Raw genomic sequence first — 15163 nt, 5'->3', positions numbered from 1 at the left:
GTCATGCAGGCGCCCCCCGCCGAGGTCCTCTACGACGACGAGCTCCGCTTCCTGGAGGCCTGGGACGCCGGCCCGAGGCCGAGGGGGTTCCGCCTCACCGCGGGGGCCGTCGTCACGTTCGTGATGGGCTCGGCGGGCGAGGCGCTGAAGCTCGCGCCTCAGGCTAGGGCCGCGAGCAAAAAGAAGGAGCCCGTCCCGCAGAGCCTGGTGATCGCCCCGAAGTTCGTCGGCTCACGGGCGCTCGTCGAGCGCTGCGTGATCACCCTCGCGGGGGAGCGAGGGCTCCTCCTCGTGGGCGAGCCGGGCACGGCCAAGTCGATGCTCTCGGAGCTGCTCGCCGCGGCGATCTCGGGGACCTCGGCGCTGACGGTGCAGGGCACCGCCGGCACCACCGAAGACCAGCTCCGCTACGGCTGGAACTACGCGCTGCTGCTCGCCAAGGGGCCGCACAAGGAGGCCATCGTGCCCTCTCCGGTGCTCACCGCGATGCGCAAGGGCGCGCTCGCTCGCATCGAAGAGGTGACGCGCTGTCTCCCCGAGGTCCAAGACGCGCTGGTCTCCATCCTCAGCGATCGCCGCATGGCGGTGCCCGAGCTGTCGGGCGACGATCCGCACGTGGAGCACGCCGCGCAGGGCTTCAACGTCATCGCCACGGCCAACCTCCGCGATCGCGGCGTCTCCGAGATGAGCGCGGCGCTGAAGCGGCGCTTCAACTTCGAGACCGTGGCGCCGATCGCCGACGCGCGCGACGAGGTCGCGCTCGTGAGGGCGCGGGCCGCCCACGTCCTCGAGCGCGCCGACACGAAGCTCGCGGTAGACGACGCGGTGCTCGAGGCGATCGTCACGGTGTTCCGCGATCTGCGCCTCGGTCGCACCGAGGAGGGCTACGCGGTGGAGAAGCCGAGCGCGGTCATGAGCACCGCCGAGGCGGTCAGCGTGGCCTCTTCGATTGGCATCTCGGCGGCGTTCTTGCCGAGCGATCGCGATCTCCTGGGGCTCGTTCCGGGCTACCTCGCGGGCGTGGTCACCAAGGACGACGCCAAGGACCACGGGCGGCTGCTCGCGTATTGGGACGGCGCGGTCAAGAAGCGTGCAGAGCGCAAGGACCGCGTGTGGCAGACGCTCTTCGAGCTGCGCGGCCTCCTCGAGCGTTGAGCGCGATGGACCTCGCAGAGCTCGACCCGTCGCGCGCTCGCCGAGGCGCTCGCCGCGTCACGCTCGCCCTTCCTCGTGGGCGTGCGTCACCACTCGGCGGCGCTCTCGGCCGCCATGCCCGCGATCCTCGCGTCGTTCGACCCGACGGTCGTGCTGGTGGAGCTCCCCGCCGATTTGGGCGGCTGGCTGCCGTGGCTCGCGTCCCCCGACCTCGTCGCGCCGGTGGCGCTCTCGGCGACCGCGCCGGACGGCTCGCTCTCGTTCTATCCCTTCGCCGACTTCTCGCCGGAGCTCGCGGCGCTCCGCTGGGCGCGCGAGGCGGGAGTCCCGGTCGCCGCTTTCGATCGGCCCGTCGGGGCGCGCACGCTGCCCGAGCCCGCGGAGGCGCGAGGGTCCCCGAGCCTCCTCGACCGACTCGCGGACGGCGACGGCGGCGACGACGTCGAGCAGCTCTGGGACACCTTGGTCGAGGCCCGCGCCCCCACGAGCCCCGAGGCGCTCCGGCGCGCCGCGCTCTCGTTCGGCTGGCTCCTCCGCGCCGACTCGCTCCACGGCGGGGGCATCTCGCGCGAGGACGCCGCGCGCGAGGCGTACATGCGGGCATGCGTGGCGCGCGCCGCTGCCCAGAAGGGCGCGCGTGTCTGCGCGGTGGTGGGCGCGTTCCACGCGAACGCGCTCCTCGCCGAGCCGGTGCTCGAGGCGCCCCCAGGAGCGCTCGAGGACCATGTAGAGTACACGGATCGAATCGGGGCGCTCGTGCCCTACGACTTCGAGCTGCTCGACTCGCGCTCGGGGTACCCGGCGGGGATCCGCGATCCTTCGCTCGTGCAGCGCGCGTTCGAGGCGTTCTCGGCGGGCGAGACGCTCGACGTCGCGCTCACTCCGATGCTGGTCGACATCGCGCACGATCTCCGCCGGAGGGGGCACGTCGCGTCGTTCGCCGACGTGCGCGAGGCCGCGCGCCTCTCGCAGGATCTGGCGACGCTCCGGGGCCTCCGCTCGCCCGGGCGGCGCGAGCTCCTCGAGGCGATCGAGACCGCGATGGCGCAAGGAGAGCCGCTCGGGCGAGGGCGCGCGCTCGCCCGCTCGCTCGAGGCGGTGCTGGTCGGGCAGCGGCGGGGCCGGCTCCCCGCCGACGCGCCTCGTGCCGGCCTCGCGGTGTCGGTGGAGGCCCTGCTCGACGAGCTCGGCCTCCCGGGCGAGCGGGGCCCGAAGACCCCGAAGGAGCTGACGCTGGATCCGGAGCGCTCACCGCTCGATCGGAGGCGCGCGATCGTGCTCGCCCAGCTCGAGGCCTGCGGTGTTCCGTACGCCGAGCGACGCGGGCGCGGCAGTGGGACGGGCGGCGCGCGCGGCGAGGTCGAGAACCTCACGCTGCGCGTGTCCGCGCGCTACACACCCGAGACCGCCGCGCGCCTCGAGATCGCGGGGCTCTTCGGGGCGACGCTCGAGGTGGCCGCCGAGGGTACCCTGCGGAGGAGCTTCGCGGCGCTCGTGGCCGCTGGAAATGGGGTCGCGGAGGGCTGGCTCGATCACCTCGCGCGGGCCGCGAGCGCGGGCCTCCACGGGCTCGCCTTCGAGCTCTTGGACCGCCTCGCGGACACGTTCGTTCCGGCGGCGGGCCTCGCCCAGCTCGCGGTGGCCACGATGCTCGTCGGCCGGATCGATCTCGGCCACGTGCCGGGCCTCCCTCGAGGCAGCGGCGACGGGGCCGCGCGCGTTTTCGGGAGGCCGCTGGGCACCGAGCGCGAGGCGCTCCTCTTCGCCGCGCTGCGCGCGCTCGCTGGCGCGGTCGGCTCGGAGAACGAGCAAGACGTGCTCGCCTTCCGCGAGCTCCTTGGGCTCCTCGCGGAGCAGGACCTCGCGTCACTGAAGCACGCGATCACGACCTTCGCCACGGAGGGCAGCCCGCTCATGGTGGGCGCGGGCATGGCGGCGCGGGTGCTCGTGGGCGGGGAGCCTCCCGAGCGCTTCTTTTCGACCTTCGTCTCGCTCTTCGATCGAGGCACCGACGCCCACGCCGCGAAGACCCGCACCGCCACTCTGCGGGGAGCGCTGCTCCTCGCGGGGCCCATCTTCGAGGGGCACCCGGGCTTCGCCGAGGAGATCACCGACGGCCTCGACCGCCTTGAAGACACTCGCTTCTTGCAGTGCCTCCCGTCGCTCCGGGGTGGGTTCGACGTGCTGTCGGCGGGCGATCGTCAGCGCCTGCTGGAGGTCCTCGAGGCGCACGCTCCAGGGACGGGCGCGCTCGATCTCGCCGTCTCGGCTTTGGACCTGGAGGCCTGCGCGCGCGCCGATTTCGCGGGGCGACGCGCGCTCGAGGCGCTCGGCCTCGCAGGCGTGACGAGCGCACCTCTCGCGAGACCGGGAGAGACCCCGGCGCTCGAAGCGCACGCGACCGCGCCACGACCGCTCCGCGTGGGCCAGAGGCTCTCGCTTCACGACCGCCTGAGGCTCGTGCTCGGACGCGAGTCACCGGCCCTCGACGCGAGCGCGGTGCGCTACGCGCGCGCCCTCGACGAGCTCTACGGCCAGGGACACGGAGAGGGCTCACGCGGCGGCGGGGCAGGGACCGGACCTTCGTTCCCGACGGCGCGCGACTGGGGAGACGAGCTCGGCGAGCTCTTCGGCGAGCAGGTCCGCGAGGAGGTGCTCGGCCGCGCGGCGGCGGGCGGGCAGGCGGGCGTGTTGCCCCTGCTCGACCCGGAGACCGTGACGCCGTCGATCGAGCTGCTCGAGCAGATCCTGTCGCTGAAGGGCGGGCTCTCGGACCGCGACTTCGTGCACCTGAAGCTCCTCGCCAAGCGCGTGGTCGAGGCCCTGGTGAAGGAGCTGGCGGTGCGGACGGCGCCGGCGCTCTCGGGGCTCGCCACTCCGAGGGCTTCGCGGCGCCGATCTGGGCCATTGGATCTGCGGAGAACCATTCATCAAAACCTCGCGACGGCCTATCTCGAGGGTGACACCTTCCGCCTCGCTCCGCGGAGCTTCACCTTTCGCGCGCGCGCGAAGAAGAGCCTCGACTGGCGCGTCGTCCTCGTCGTCGACGTGTCCGGCTCGATGGAGCCCTCCGTGCTCCACAGCGCGATGATGGCCGGCATCCTCGGCAACCTCCCGGCGGTCTCGACGCACTTTCTCGCGGTCAGCGACAAGGTGGTCGATCTGTCCTTCCAGGCCGCCGATCCGCTCGAGCTGCTCCTCTCGGTGCGCATCGGCGGCGGGACGCTGCTCGCCAAAGGCCTCCGGCACGCCCGGAGCCTCCTCACCGTGCCCTCGCGCAGCATCGTCGTGCTCGTGTCCGATTTCGAGGAGGGCGGGCCGGTGTCCGAGCTGCTCACCGAGGTGCGCGCCCTCCGAGACGCAGGCGCCAGCCTGCTCGGGCTCGCGGCGCTCGGAGAGCGCAGCGCTCCGCGCTTCCACCGCGCGATCGCCGAGCAGGTCGTCACCGCCGGCATGCCCGTCGCCGCGCTGAGCCCGCTCGAGCTCGCGCGGTGGGTCGGCGAGCGTCTGCGAGGGACGGCGTGAGCGGCCCCGAGCGCGCCCGCCCAGACGTCGCCCCGGACGTCCTCGCCGCGTTGACCTCGGCCGTGCCCGCGCGCGTGGCGAAGAGGCTCGACGCGAGCCCGCGAGCGGCCGACGCGTGGGTCTGGACGTTCGGCGAGTCGGTCACGGTCGCGGCCGGAGAGGAGACCGTCACGCTCACGAGCGGCACCGTACGGCGGCAGGAAGATGCAACCTGCACGTGTCTCCTCCAGCCCCGCTGCTTCCACCTGCTCGCGGTCCTCGCGGTCCTCCCGCTCGCCGAGGAGCCCGCAGCCGAGGCCGAGCTGGCGGGACCGGAGGTCGACGGCCCCCTCAGGACTCCCACGTCAGTCACGTCAAGCACGCCACCCGCGCCCTCGTCGCCCGAGGACGCGCTCACGCCGAGGCAGCTCGCGACGGCCGAAGAGGCCCTCGAAGTCGGCGCGCGGATCCTCGCCGACGGCCTCTCGCGCGTGTCGACGCTCCGCATGGGAGAGCTCGTGCGCGTGGTGCACTCGTGCCGCCGCGACGCGCTCTTCCGACTCGAGTCGGCGGCGCTCGGCGTGTTCGAGTCGGCGCGCGACGCGCGCGAGGGGAGTCCCGATTTTCGCCTCCACGAGGCCGCGACACGGCTCGCCGAGCTGCTCCTCGTGGCGCTGCGGCTGACGGAGGACGCGCGCAGCGGTCGAGGCGTCGGAGAGTGGCGCGGCCTCGCGCGGCGCGCCTACCGCGAGGTCGGCTCGTTGAGACTCGCGGGCCTCGGCTGCGAGCCCGTGCTCAGCAAGGGCTACTCCGGAGTCGTCACCTATTTCACCGACGGAGAGCGGGTCTTCAGCGCCCAGGAGGTCATGCCCGGCGACGCCGATCGCGCCCTCCACGCGTACGACGCGCAGCTCCGCTTCGGCGAGGTCTCGCTGTCTCACCGCGAGGCCGCTCACGCGGGGCTCCTGTTCGCGAACGCGCGGGTCTCGCCCGAGGGGAGGCTCGGGGCCGGAGCGGACGCCGTGTGCGTGTCCGCGGCGCGCGATCCCGGGCTCGTCGAGCGCCTCTTCGCGGAGCCGCTCGGCGCGCAGCTCGAGCGGGCGGATCGGGGAGAGCGGCAGGGGCTGCTCTTCGCGTCGGGCACGATGGGTCTCTCGACGTCGGCGGCCGCGCGGCTCGTGCTCGACGAACACCGTGGCTCGCTGCCGCTCACTCTCCCGATCGACGAGCCTCGCTTCGCCTACCGCGAGAACGTGGAGCGCCTCACCCGCGCGGGAGCCCACCTCCGGCTCGTGGGTCGCCTGGCGCCGGACGGCTCAGCGGTCGATCCCATCGCGATCCAGCTCGACGACGGCCGCTGGTTCTCGCTCGCCTACGACCGCCTCGCCGGCCGGGACATCGAAGAGCGAGGCCCCGCGACGCCGCTCGGCGAGGACCCCAGAGCGCGCCCTGCGGCGCTCGACCCAGCGCGGCGCAGGATGCTTCGCTTCGCGCTCGCCGGGGCACAGAGCCTGCCGAGCGCCGCCCTCCCCGAGCTCGCGCGTGAGACCACGCGGCTGCGCGCCTCGCTCCTCGGCACCTGCGGAGACCTGCTCGAGCACCTAGCCAAGTGCGCGCGCTCGGAGGCGCGAGCGACCGCCCGCGCCTGGCTCGCGCTCCACACCTACCTGCGCGCCGCGGACAGGACCCTTGGCTCTCCGCCTCCCCCTGAGGGCGGCGCACCTCACGAGGGCTCGCGACGCGTCAGGGCCTGCTCGAGCGGCGACAGGGCCGGGTCGAGCGCGCCCGGCCCGACCTCGAGGCCGCGCGACACCGCGCTCACGGTGAAGCGCGTGGGCCCGACGACGAACATGCGATGAAGGGTCGTGCGGTTCGTCTCGTCGAGGACCACGCACGACAGGGGCCGGGGGAGCGAGGCTCGCTCCGCGCGCTCGGCGAGAGTGAGGAAGAACGCCGCGATCCCGGCGAGCCCTTCGACGTCACTCGCGTCGGAGCTGGCGGCGAGCGGGAGCCCCGACTCGTCGCTCAGCACGACCGACGAGAACCCCGCCTTCTGCGCGATGGCGTCGAGCAGCGCAGGCAGCGCCCCGAGACCGCCCGCCCCGACGTGTATCGACGAGAGCTCACGAAGGGAGCGCTCGCGATCGAGCATGGGCGCGAGGAGCTCGTTCATCATTTTGCGCACGTCGCCGGCGCCGTCCCCACGCTGCGCGAGCAGCGACGTCATCCGCTGGAGGTCCTTCTGCAGTTGATCGGGGCTCGCCGCTTGGCGCGCCACTCCCGACAGGAGCCCGCGCATCTCGTCGCGGAACGAGTCGTTGTTCCGCTCGCGCGCCGCCACGGAGTCGCTCAGGGTCTGCATCTCTCGGCGCAGCACGTCGACGCTCGGATCCTTCCTCGCGTTCGCGAGGAGCGGCGCGAGCATGCCCTCGAGCTCGACCTTCACGCGTTCGGCGCGATCGTCGTGCGGCGACGCCGACGCGGCGAGGCGGGCCTCCAGCGCGATGACCCGCGCGGCCTGCGCGTCTTTCTCCTCCAGGATGGCCGCTCTGGCATCGCGTCCTCTGCGGGCGCCGAAGAGATAGCCGCCGGTCAAGAGGGCGGCGACGGCCACGACGACGAGAACGAACGCGAGCGGCATCATGGTTCGACGACCTCCTCCTTGTCGCGTGGACACTCGTCCCCTTTGGTCTGGACGACCACGCGGCGATTCCAGGAGGCATCCGGGGGCGCCTCGTCGACGGGCCAGTACGAGCCGAAGGCTCGGATCGTGATACGCGCCTTCGGGGCGCCCGCGCCCACCAGCGTCGCGCCGATGAACGCTGCGCGATTTCGGCTGAGGCGCAGGTTCCTCTCGTCGGAGCCCTTCGAGTCTGCGTGCCCGTCCACGACGACGGTCGCGTTCGGGTGGGCGACGAGCCACTTCGCGAGGAGCGCCAGCGGTGGATTCGCGGCGTGAGATGGGTACACCGATTCCGTGTTGAAACCCAGGATGAGAGGGGGACACTTCACTCCCAGACCTGGGACGGACGCGCTGGCTGACCCAGGCGCGCTCGCCGCGGGCGCGGGCGCCAGAGAGGAACCGGGAGCAGCCGACGCGGACGGCGCGGACGAGAGCGCGAGCGCCGGCGCGCTGGGGGCCGGCGCCGCCGTCGTCGCGGTGACGTTGGCGCCCATCGCGTGGGTCCACGCCACGAAGGCGCCGGCCGCGCTCGCGATGCCGACGACTGAGAACGCGCTGGCCACGATCGGGGGGAGGTCCTCCCCGAGGACCAAGAACCGCGCGGCGTACCCTGGCGTCACGAGAACCCCATCTTCCGAAGACGCTCGAGGTTGGCGACGACGCGTCGGTCGTCGGGAGAGAGCCTCGCGGCTTCCGAGAACGCCACGAACGCTCCGGCATAGTCCTTCGCGAGCAGCGCGTCGACGCCTCGCTCGAACTCCGCGGCGAACGTGACCGCGTCGTGCCTCGGAGACTCCTTCGTAGGGGCTTCGGTCGCGGAGAACGCCGCCCGCATCGGCGGCGGACGGACCGAGGGTGCGCGCATCGCGGGGGGGCGCGCCGAGGCTGGGCGCCACGACTTGGTCGCGCCCGGCGGACGCGACGAACGCCGGGCGCCCGCGGGGGCGGCGAACGTGTCCCCCCACCCGTCGTCCAGGGCCGCATCTCCGTTGGCCGAGTCCCGCTCGGCCTCATCAAACGCCTTCGCCACCTCGAGCAGCACGCTCTCGGCCGATCGACCGATGTCGCGGGTCGGGAGCTCCTTCTTCCGAAGGGTGCGACAGGTGACCTGAGCGGCGCCCAGAAACACGAGCCTGCGGAGCGCGTCCATGCCGGAGCCCAGCCGGTCCTCGGCGCTCCACAGCTCTCCGCCGTTGATCACGAGGCGGCCCTGGCCGCCCATCGACCGCACCTCGATGACCACCGAATGGCGCCCCATCCCCGCGAGCTGCACGTAGTCGGCGACCCCGAAGGGGGAGCTCGGCGCGGCATCGCCGAGCTCGAGCTTCTCCTCGACGACCGCGCGGAGGCGGTCCAACCCTATCGGCTTTTCGTACACCTCGACGTCGCCGCGTGTCGGGAGTCGATGTCTGTACTTTCCGACGAACGCCGACACGAACACGACGGGCACGCGGAGGCCCACGCGCTCGAGCTCCGCCGCGACCTCGATGCCCGAGCCATCCGGGAGGTCGAGGTCGGAGATCAGGAGGTCGGGCGACACGACCACGAGGAGGCGCTTCGCCTCCTTCACCGTGCCCGCGTCGGACACCTTCACGCCCGGGAGCTTGGAGAGCCCCCGAGCCATGGCGAGCCGCAGGGTCTGCTCGTCCTCGACGAGGAGAATGTGGCGAGTCTGCGGCATTAGCCCTTGATGCCGTAGAGTGTGTCGACGAGGTCGACTCCGCACTCGAGCGACTCGCACCACGAGATGAAGCGCTCGACCATGGCCTTGCCCTTGAAGAGGGCGCCGTGCTGAGGAGCGATGATGTCGATGTCGAGCTGCCTTGCGAGCTTCGCCCACGCCTTCAGCGCGCGCCCGCTCGCCATGTAGCGGCGATGAAAGCCGAGCATGTACGCCTCGTGCGCGTCGAAGTCGGTGACCTCTCGGTAGTCTAGCCCGATCGAAGCGCCCAGGTCCCCGCTGTAGAGGATCTTCGAGACCGGATCGTACAAGTGAAAGTTCCCGGCGGAGTGAAGGAAGTGCGCGGGAACGACCTTCATCTCGTGCGCACCGAGCTTCAACGTCGTCCCCTCGTCGGGTATCGGGAGCAGGCGTGACTCGACCAGGCGATCGAGCCCGAAGTGCGGACGAACCGGGTCCACAGCGACGACACGTAGGCCGTGGCGTCGGTGGTCATCAGCCACCCGTTGACGGCCGCGACGATGTCCGGGTCCTGGTGCGAGAGGAAGATGGTCTCGAGCTTCGCTCGGCCGAGGAGCCCGGTCGTGGCGGCGAGCACCTTCGAGTAGACCTTGTGCCCGCCCGTGTCGAGGATCATGCCTGAGGCCCCGTCGACGATGACGTGCTGGTTGGCTTGAACCGCGATACCTCCGCTCGCGTAGTCCTCGAGGAGGATGCTTTTGTGTGTGCCGTTGTCGAACAAGATGACGTGAGACATGGTGCCTGGCCTCCCTCAGAGAATCTTGCGGATGTCGTCGACAGACCGTCGCATGTCGAGGAACACGAGACCGAGCTTCGCCTGCTTGTTCGCGAGGCAGAGCAGGAGCGTCCCCGAAGCCGCCGCCATCATGACCGCATACCCATTGGTGCCTCGAACGAGCACCTCCTGGACCTCGCCTCGCTCCAGCTCCGTCGCGGCGCGCGTTCCGAGGCTGGAGAGGGTCGCGCTCATCCCGGCCACGCGGGTCTCGTCGACGTGTTGAGGCAGGGCGCTCGCGATCATGAGCCCGTCCTCGGAGATGAGCGCGCTGGCCTCGACGTCTGGAGACGAGCTCTGGAGACCCCGCAAGACACGATTAAGACTGTCTACTCGCGACATGTTCACCCCTCTTCCGCTGGCATGAATTGGCTCTTGTGTCTCGCCAAGCGCGGCTTCGACACCACTCTGCGACCAACGTCCACGGACGCTCGTCGCGCTCCACTGAACACAAGCAATCTAAGTTAGATGGCCGCGGAACCACCTCCCGGTTCCTCGCGTCGTCCCCCCTTCGTGCCCGGCGCGCTGGCAGCGATATCGACGCGCCAACCAGGCGTTGTCCGCCTGCGACCGTCATGGCCCATCCCTCCCTCGTTCCCCCGCTGGTGCCCTGGGGGAGTTCGACCGCTCCAGAGGCCACGCACCTGACACGACCGAGGCGCGGCTCGGGTACAGCGGCACCGACAGCGTGACCTTCGTGCCCCCGCCTGCGCTGCTCTCGATGTCGAGGCGGCCCCCCGACGACTCGGCGATTTGCTGGCAGAGCGCGAGGCCGATCCCCGAGCCGCGCTGCTTGCTCGTGAAGAAGAGCGCCCGGCAGCGCTCGAGGACGTCTGCGGTCATGCCAGACCCCGTGTCCGACACGCAGAGCTCGAAGGTGTCGTCCGCCTCCAGGCTCGCGCGTACCACGATGTCGTCGCCGTCGTCGCACGCCTCGATCGCGTTCTTCACCAGGTTGAACACGACCCCGCTCACCACACCCCAGTCGAGCGGGAGGAGCGGCAACGTCGGCACTTCGGCGGTGAGTCGGACGCCGCGGCGCTCGGCGGTGCCTTCGAGGATGCGGCACGCCTCGCACACCGCGAGATCCACCGCGACGTGGCTGTCCGCGTGCATCGGCCGCGCGAGGCCGCCGACGCCCTGGAGCGTGAGGTTCATGCGCCGCACCTCCCACAAGATGGTGTGGGCCTGCTCGCTTATGGGGTCTTCGGTCTCCTCGACGAGGACCTCGAGCGCGCTCGTCACCGCGGCGAGGGGGTTTCGGAGCTCGTGCAAGATGGAGGGGAGCGCATCCCCGAGGGCGGCCATCTGGAGGAGCCGATCGCGCTCGCGACGAAGCTCGAGGACCGTGGTGATTTCCTGGAAGAGTACGGTCCACGCCCCCTCCGCGCTCGGGCCGCTGACAGAGAACCCGACGAGAGTGGTCGAGCCGTCGTGCAAGGTCACGGTGACCTCACGCTGCGCCTCGCGCGCTTGGGTCCCGCGCACCAGTTCGGCGAGCGAGACGAGGACCTCGGACACGGCGCCCCCGAAGAGGTCGCTCGTCGACCGCCGCAGGATCTTCGCGGCGGCCTCGTTCGCGTAGTCGATCCGCCCGTCGGATCCAACGACGAGCACGCCTGCGGCGAGACTCTCGAGCACCCACGTGTGAACCGATGCTGCCACGCCGAGGGAGGTTGCACGTCTCGTGCCCACGCGACGGAGTGCGCCGCGCGGCCTTCTTCCTCACATGTCTCGGATGGTGGTGTCCGATTCTGACTTCGGCGTGGCGTGCAGAAGCTGCGCACACGCGAGGCGATTGCGCGCAATACGTTCGCGATGAGCTGGTTGGCCCATCTCTGGCGAGGTCCTCGGGACCCGGCCTCAGCGGTGTCCGGCGTGGCCCTCATGGCTTCCGAGCACTGACGAAGGAGGCCGCGAGGTCGTGGCGAGCGACGCACACTGCCTAATGTGATCCGTGAAGCGGAGGCGCACGACTCCACTGCCTAATGAAGTTGTGCTTCACACGGGGCTCGCTTCGGTGCGGGCTAGGCAGCTAGGGAGCGGGATCGAGAGCCGCGCGCGCTGCACGTCGGCCTCGTCGATAGGGGAGCCGCTCTCGTCGACGAGCCACGTGCGCCAACCGCTCGCGTCCTGCTCGACGTGCGCGAGGCGTGCGCGCGACCACGGCTCGCCCCACCCCGGCGCGCTTCCGACGAACGTGCCGCTCGAGGCCGTCATCGCGAGCGCGGAGCGGCGTGCGCGCCAACCAGGGCGGCGCGCACCCGTGTCCCCGCGCGACCCTTCCGCGCGAGGGCCATTCCGCTCTGGCGGCGAGCGCGTCGACATGATGGGCGTCACGAGGGTCACGACGGCCGCGTTCGGGCGGTAGCGCGACGGACCTCACCGCCCCCTGGCCCGCTTGCAGCCCCCACGCTACCTTCGAGACATGGCCCACGCCGAGCGCGACGCGACCCGCATGACCGCCGAGGCCTACCTCGCGTGGGAGCGCGATCAGCGGGAAAAACACGAGTACCACCACGGCGAGGTCTTCGCGATGGCAGGCGGCAGCCCTCGGCACAACGTGCTCTCCGCGAGCGCGACGGCCGCATTGCACGCGACCCTCCGCGGGAAGGGCTGCCATGTGCTCTCCTCCGATCAACGTGTCTCCGTCGTCGAGGGGGAGCGCTATGTCTACCCCGACGTCGTCGTGGCGTGCGGGGGCGTCCAGACAAGCAGCGAGTCGCTCGTCAACCCCAGCGTCGTCGTCGAGGTGCTCTCGCGAAGCACCGAGCGCTACGATCGCGGCGGCAAGTGGGAAGCCTACCAGCGCATCGCCTCCCTCACAGACTACGTCCTGGTGGCCCAAGACCGCGTGCGCGTCGAGCACTTCCAGCGCGACGCACACGCCCCCGGCGGCGCTTGGACCTACCGCGTTCACGAGCCCGGTGGGACGCTCGTGCTGAGCAACCGCGCGCAAATCGCGCTCGACGCCCTCTACGAGGGGGCCTTCGACGTCGAGGGGGACGCCGCGGAGTAGCAGGAAGGCCGCTGCGCGCGCGAACAGCTCATCGCGCAAAGAGGACCCGATCCAACCGACGCCGATCGCGTCGCGCCTCCTGGAGCGTCGCACACGGCTTTTGGAAGAACCCCCACCACCCGTTGTTGCTCCGCCGAGCTCCGCCCTCGAACCCAAGCGGGGCGAGCGTGGCGGAGAGGCGCGCGCTTGCCCGCGACGCCTCCCGTTTCGTCGGGCGCTCGGTGGCGTAGAGGATCACGAGGAGCTCGAGGCGCTCGCCGTCCTCATCGACCGACGCCGAGCAGAAGGCCTGCACCCTCCAGCCCTCGAGGCCAAGCATCGGACGCGCCGAGGTGCGCCCCGCGAACGCGTGCATGGTGTTCCAGCCGGGGACGAGCGCGGCCCGCGTGAACGCAGCGCGCCGAAACGGGCAGCGCGCAGTCGCGCTCGCGAGCGCAGGCTTCCCCAGCTTGGGGCGTCGAGCGGGCGGCGCAAGCAGCTCCCCGTGGCGGCGCGACGTGCGCTGAATCCACGCGATCTCGGCGTCGAGGGCGCGGCTGTGGGGAAGCTCACGGGAGGCGGATCCATCGGAAATATCGAATCCGGCCGTGCGCAGCGTGTCCAGCAACAGCGCGCTCGCGGTCGACGGCCGAGAGTTGATGAAGATGAGGTGACGGCACCGCCAGTCGAACACCAGCTCGAGCTCGATCGACAGTGATGTCCGCAGGAGCTGGACTCGCCCGCACCAAGCGAGCTGGGCGGTGGAAGGTGCCCACCCCTTGTCGCGCGTGCGGACCTCCTGCATCATTCGCCACGGAAGAATCGCGGGGGCCTTGGTCGCGCGCACCATGGGATTGAGACACGCGCTGCGCGTCGAACGCAAGGCGCCCGGCGCCCATCCACTTCGACGGCGAGCACGCGCCCGGCTCGGGATGTCCTCGGCTTCGATGCGCTCCTCAGGACTCTCCCGAGGCGGAGGCGCAAGGACCGTGGGCGTGGAAGGTGGCGCGGTCGCGACGGTCACGGACGTAGTAGGCGATTCGTCCTCGGCTGCTTCGGCGTTTCGCGACTTCACGCGGGAAGTGCGATCGGCGCTCGCGATGCGCTCCACCTCGGTCGCGGGGAGGCGCTCGTACTTCTTGGCGAGGGCAAGACCCGCCGCCGTGAGCTGCCAGACGCCCCGACGCGGGCTACCTGAGAGCCCTGCCCGCTTCAGCCGATCGTGCGCCCACCCGATGCGGTTCTTGTAGACCGCCTGCGCGCCGCTCGGCAGCATCTCGGCCCGATCGTCTTCGGACAGGCCTGCCCCGTCGGCGAGTGCCTCGTAGGTATCGGGGATCATCGCGCCACTCGATGCTCGCGACCGATCCGCGAGGTGCTTGAGGAGCGGGCCGATGAACGTGTCGTACGTCGGGACAGACATCGGGTTCACTCTCTCACTCCAGGCCGCGGAGGCGAAGGAGGTTCTCTTTTGAGGCTGGGACCGAGGCCTTTGCTGACGCGCGGTGAGCGACGCGGGAGCGCCCGTAACGCGCTGGCCGACACGACCTCGAGGGAGGGAGTCACTTGCCCAGCGCCCCACGAATCCCCGCCACCACCGCCGCGAGCTCACTCTCGACCCGCCATGCCTCGACCCGAAGCGTGCGCACGCCGCGGGCGGCGAGCGCGGCGTCGCGCTGCCGGTCGTACGCTCGGCGCCCTGCGTGCACCGGCCCATCCACCTCGACGACGAGCCTCGCCGAGGGCGCGTAGAAGTCAGCGACGAACCGCCCGAGGACCACCTGACGAAGAAAGCGCACACCGAGCTGCCCGCGCCGGAGCGCGCCCCACAAGAGCGCCTCGGTGGGCGTGGGCGCGCCTCGCATGTCCCGCGCCCGCGGGCGCAGGGTGGAGAAGGTGTACGCGGTGGTGACGAATCCGTAGCGCATGGGGACCTCGTGAGGCGGCGGGGAGAGCCGGCTTTGAGCCCCTGAGCGAAGGTTGCGTGACAGCGGCGCGTGCGTGCCGCGCGTGACTCACCGCCGCTGGCGCGGAACGTTCGCGTCGGCGCAGAGCCGGCCCTCCCCGCCGCCGAGGGCGCCGTGCTTTCGGGGCGTGCCGTGACTTCGCTGCGGAGTGACCACGCGGGTCGTCGAGGGCCGCCGGGGGGGAGCCGGCTCGAGTCGCGTCGCGTCGCGCGTCTCGGGGGGGCTCGTGGTGCGTCGCGTCTCGCGTTTCGCGGCTCGTCGCGCGTCCCGCGCGCCGGGCGCGCGGCCCCCCCCCGGCCCCCCCCAAAGCGGGCCAGCGCCGCCCCCCCCCGCCCCCCCCCCCCACCCCAAGCCAGCACGCCCGCCCCCTTCCGCCTCC

Annotated in this window: 11 protein-coding genes and 1 pseudogene; 4 read left to right on the top strand and 8 right to left on the bottom strand. The window is 71.6% G+C overall.

Annotated elements, in window-relative coordinates; translation table 11 throughout:
• Positions 1–3 precede the first annotated feature (3 nt).
• The 3 genes from IPQ09_03920 to IPQ09_03910 all read left to right on the top strand — a co-directional run bounded on the left by IPQ09_03920 (position 4) and on the right by IPQ09_03910 (position 6518).
• Positions 4–1155 carry an AAA family ATPase gene (locus IPQ09_03920; protein MBL0193368.1) on the top strand — a complete coding sequence of 384 codons (1152 nt, stop codon included), beginning with the start codon at positions 4–6 and terminating at the stop codon, positions 1153–1155.
• 114 nt (positions 1156–1269) lie between these two features.
• The gene (locus tag IPQ09_03915; GenBank protein MBL0193367.1) at positions 1270–4680 is read left to right on the top strand and encodes a VWA domain-containing protein; all 3411 of its coding nucleotides are present in this window, start codon (positions 1270–1272) and stop codon (positions 4678–4680) included.
• The gene (locus IPQ09_03910; GenBank protein MBL0193366.1) at positions 4677–6518 is read left to right on the top strand and encodes a hypothetical protein; all 1842 of its coding nucleotides are present in this window, start codon (positions 4677–4679) and stop codon (positions 6516–6518) included. The genes IPQ09_03915 and IPQ09_03910 overlap by 4 nt, the downstream gene beginning before the upstream one ends.
• Before the next feature lie 781 nt (positions 6519–7299).
• Here IPQ09_03910 and IPQ09_03905 read toward each other — a convergent pair.
• The 6 genes and pseudogenes from IPQ09_03905 to IPQ09_03880 form a co-directional block, all read right to left on the bottom strand.
• Complete coding sequence (locus tag IPQ09_03905; protein MBL0193365.1) at positions 7300–7962, bottom strand: OmpA family protein; 663 nt, start codon at positions 7960–7962, stop codon at positions 7300–7302.
• Entirely contained in the window at positions 7959–9023 is a 1065-nt protein-coding gene (locus tag IPQ09_03900; GenBank protein MBL0193364.1) for a response regulator, read from the bottom strand. The genes IPQ09_03905 and IPQ09_03900 overlap by 4 nt, the downstream gene beginning before the upstream one ends.
• Positions 9023–9780, bottom strand: a pseudogene (locus IPQ09_03895) (FprA family A-type flavoprotein). The gene IPQ09_03900 and the pseudogene IPQ09_03895 overlap by 1 nt, the downstream one beginning before the upstream one ends.
• A gap of 15 nt (positions 9781–9795) precedes the next feature.
• Positions 9796–10161: a roadblock/LC7 domain-containing protein gene (locus IPQ09_03890; GenBank protein MBL0193363.1), complete on the bottom strand. Its 366-nt coding sequence runs from the start codon at positions 10159–10161 to the stop codon at positions 9796–9798.
• A gap of 231 nt (positions 10162–10392) precedes the next feature.
• Positions 10393–11484 (bottom strand): PAS domain-containing protein, encoded by a 1092-nt coding sequence (locus IPQ09_03885; GenBank protein MBL0193362.1) that lies wholly within the window; start codon positions 11482–11484, stop codon positions 10393–10395.
• A 336-nt stretch (positions 11485–11820) separates the two neighbouring features.
• Positions 11821–12039 carry a hypothetical protein gene (locus tag IPQ09_03880; protein MBL0193361.1) on the bottom strand — a complete coding sequence of 73 codons (219 nt, stop codon included), beginning with the start codon at positions 12037–12039 and terminating at the stop codon, positions 11821–11823.
• Between the two features lie 208 nt (positions 12040–12247).
• Here IPQ09_03880 and IPQ09_03875 point away from each other — a divergent pair, with 208 nt between their 5' ends.
• Positions 12248–12838, top strand: a complete 591-nt coding sequence (locus IPQ09_03875) for a Uma2 family endonuclease (GenBank protein MBL0193360.1) — start codon at positions 12248–12250, stop codon at positions 12836–12838.
• Between the two features lie 28 nt (positions 12839–12866).
• Here the strand turns inward: IPQ09_03875 and IPQ09_03870 are convergent, their stop codons facing one another.
• On the bottom strand, positions 12867–14240 hold the full coding sequence (locus IPQ09_03870) for a hypothetical protein (protein ID MBL0193359.1): 1374 nt from the start codon (positions 14238–14240) through the stop codon (positions 12867–12869).
• A gap of 139 nt (positions 14241–14379) precedes the next feature.
• The gene (locus tag IPQ09_03865; GenBank protein MBL0193358.1) at positions 14380–14745 is read right to left on the bottom strand and encodes an endonuclease domain-containing protein; all 366 of its coding nucleotides are present in this window, start codon (positions 14743–14745) and stop codon (positions 14380–14382) included.
• Positions 14746–15163 lie beyond the last annotated feature (418 nt).

The sequence above is a fragment of the Myxococcales bacterium genome, from assembly GCA_016720545.1.
GTDB lineage: Bacteria > Myxococcota_A > Polyangia > Polyangiales > Polyangiaceae > JAAFHV01.
The sequence above is the reverse complement of the archived record's forward strand: the minus strand, read 5'-3'. Positions and strand labels throughout refer to the sequence as shown.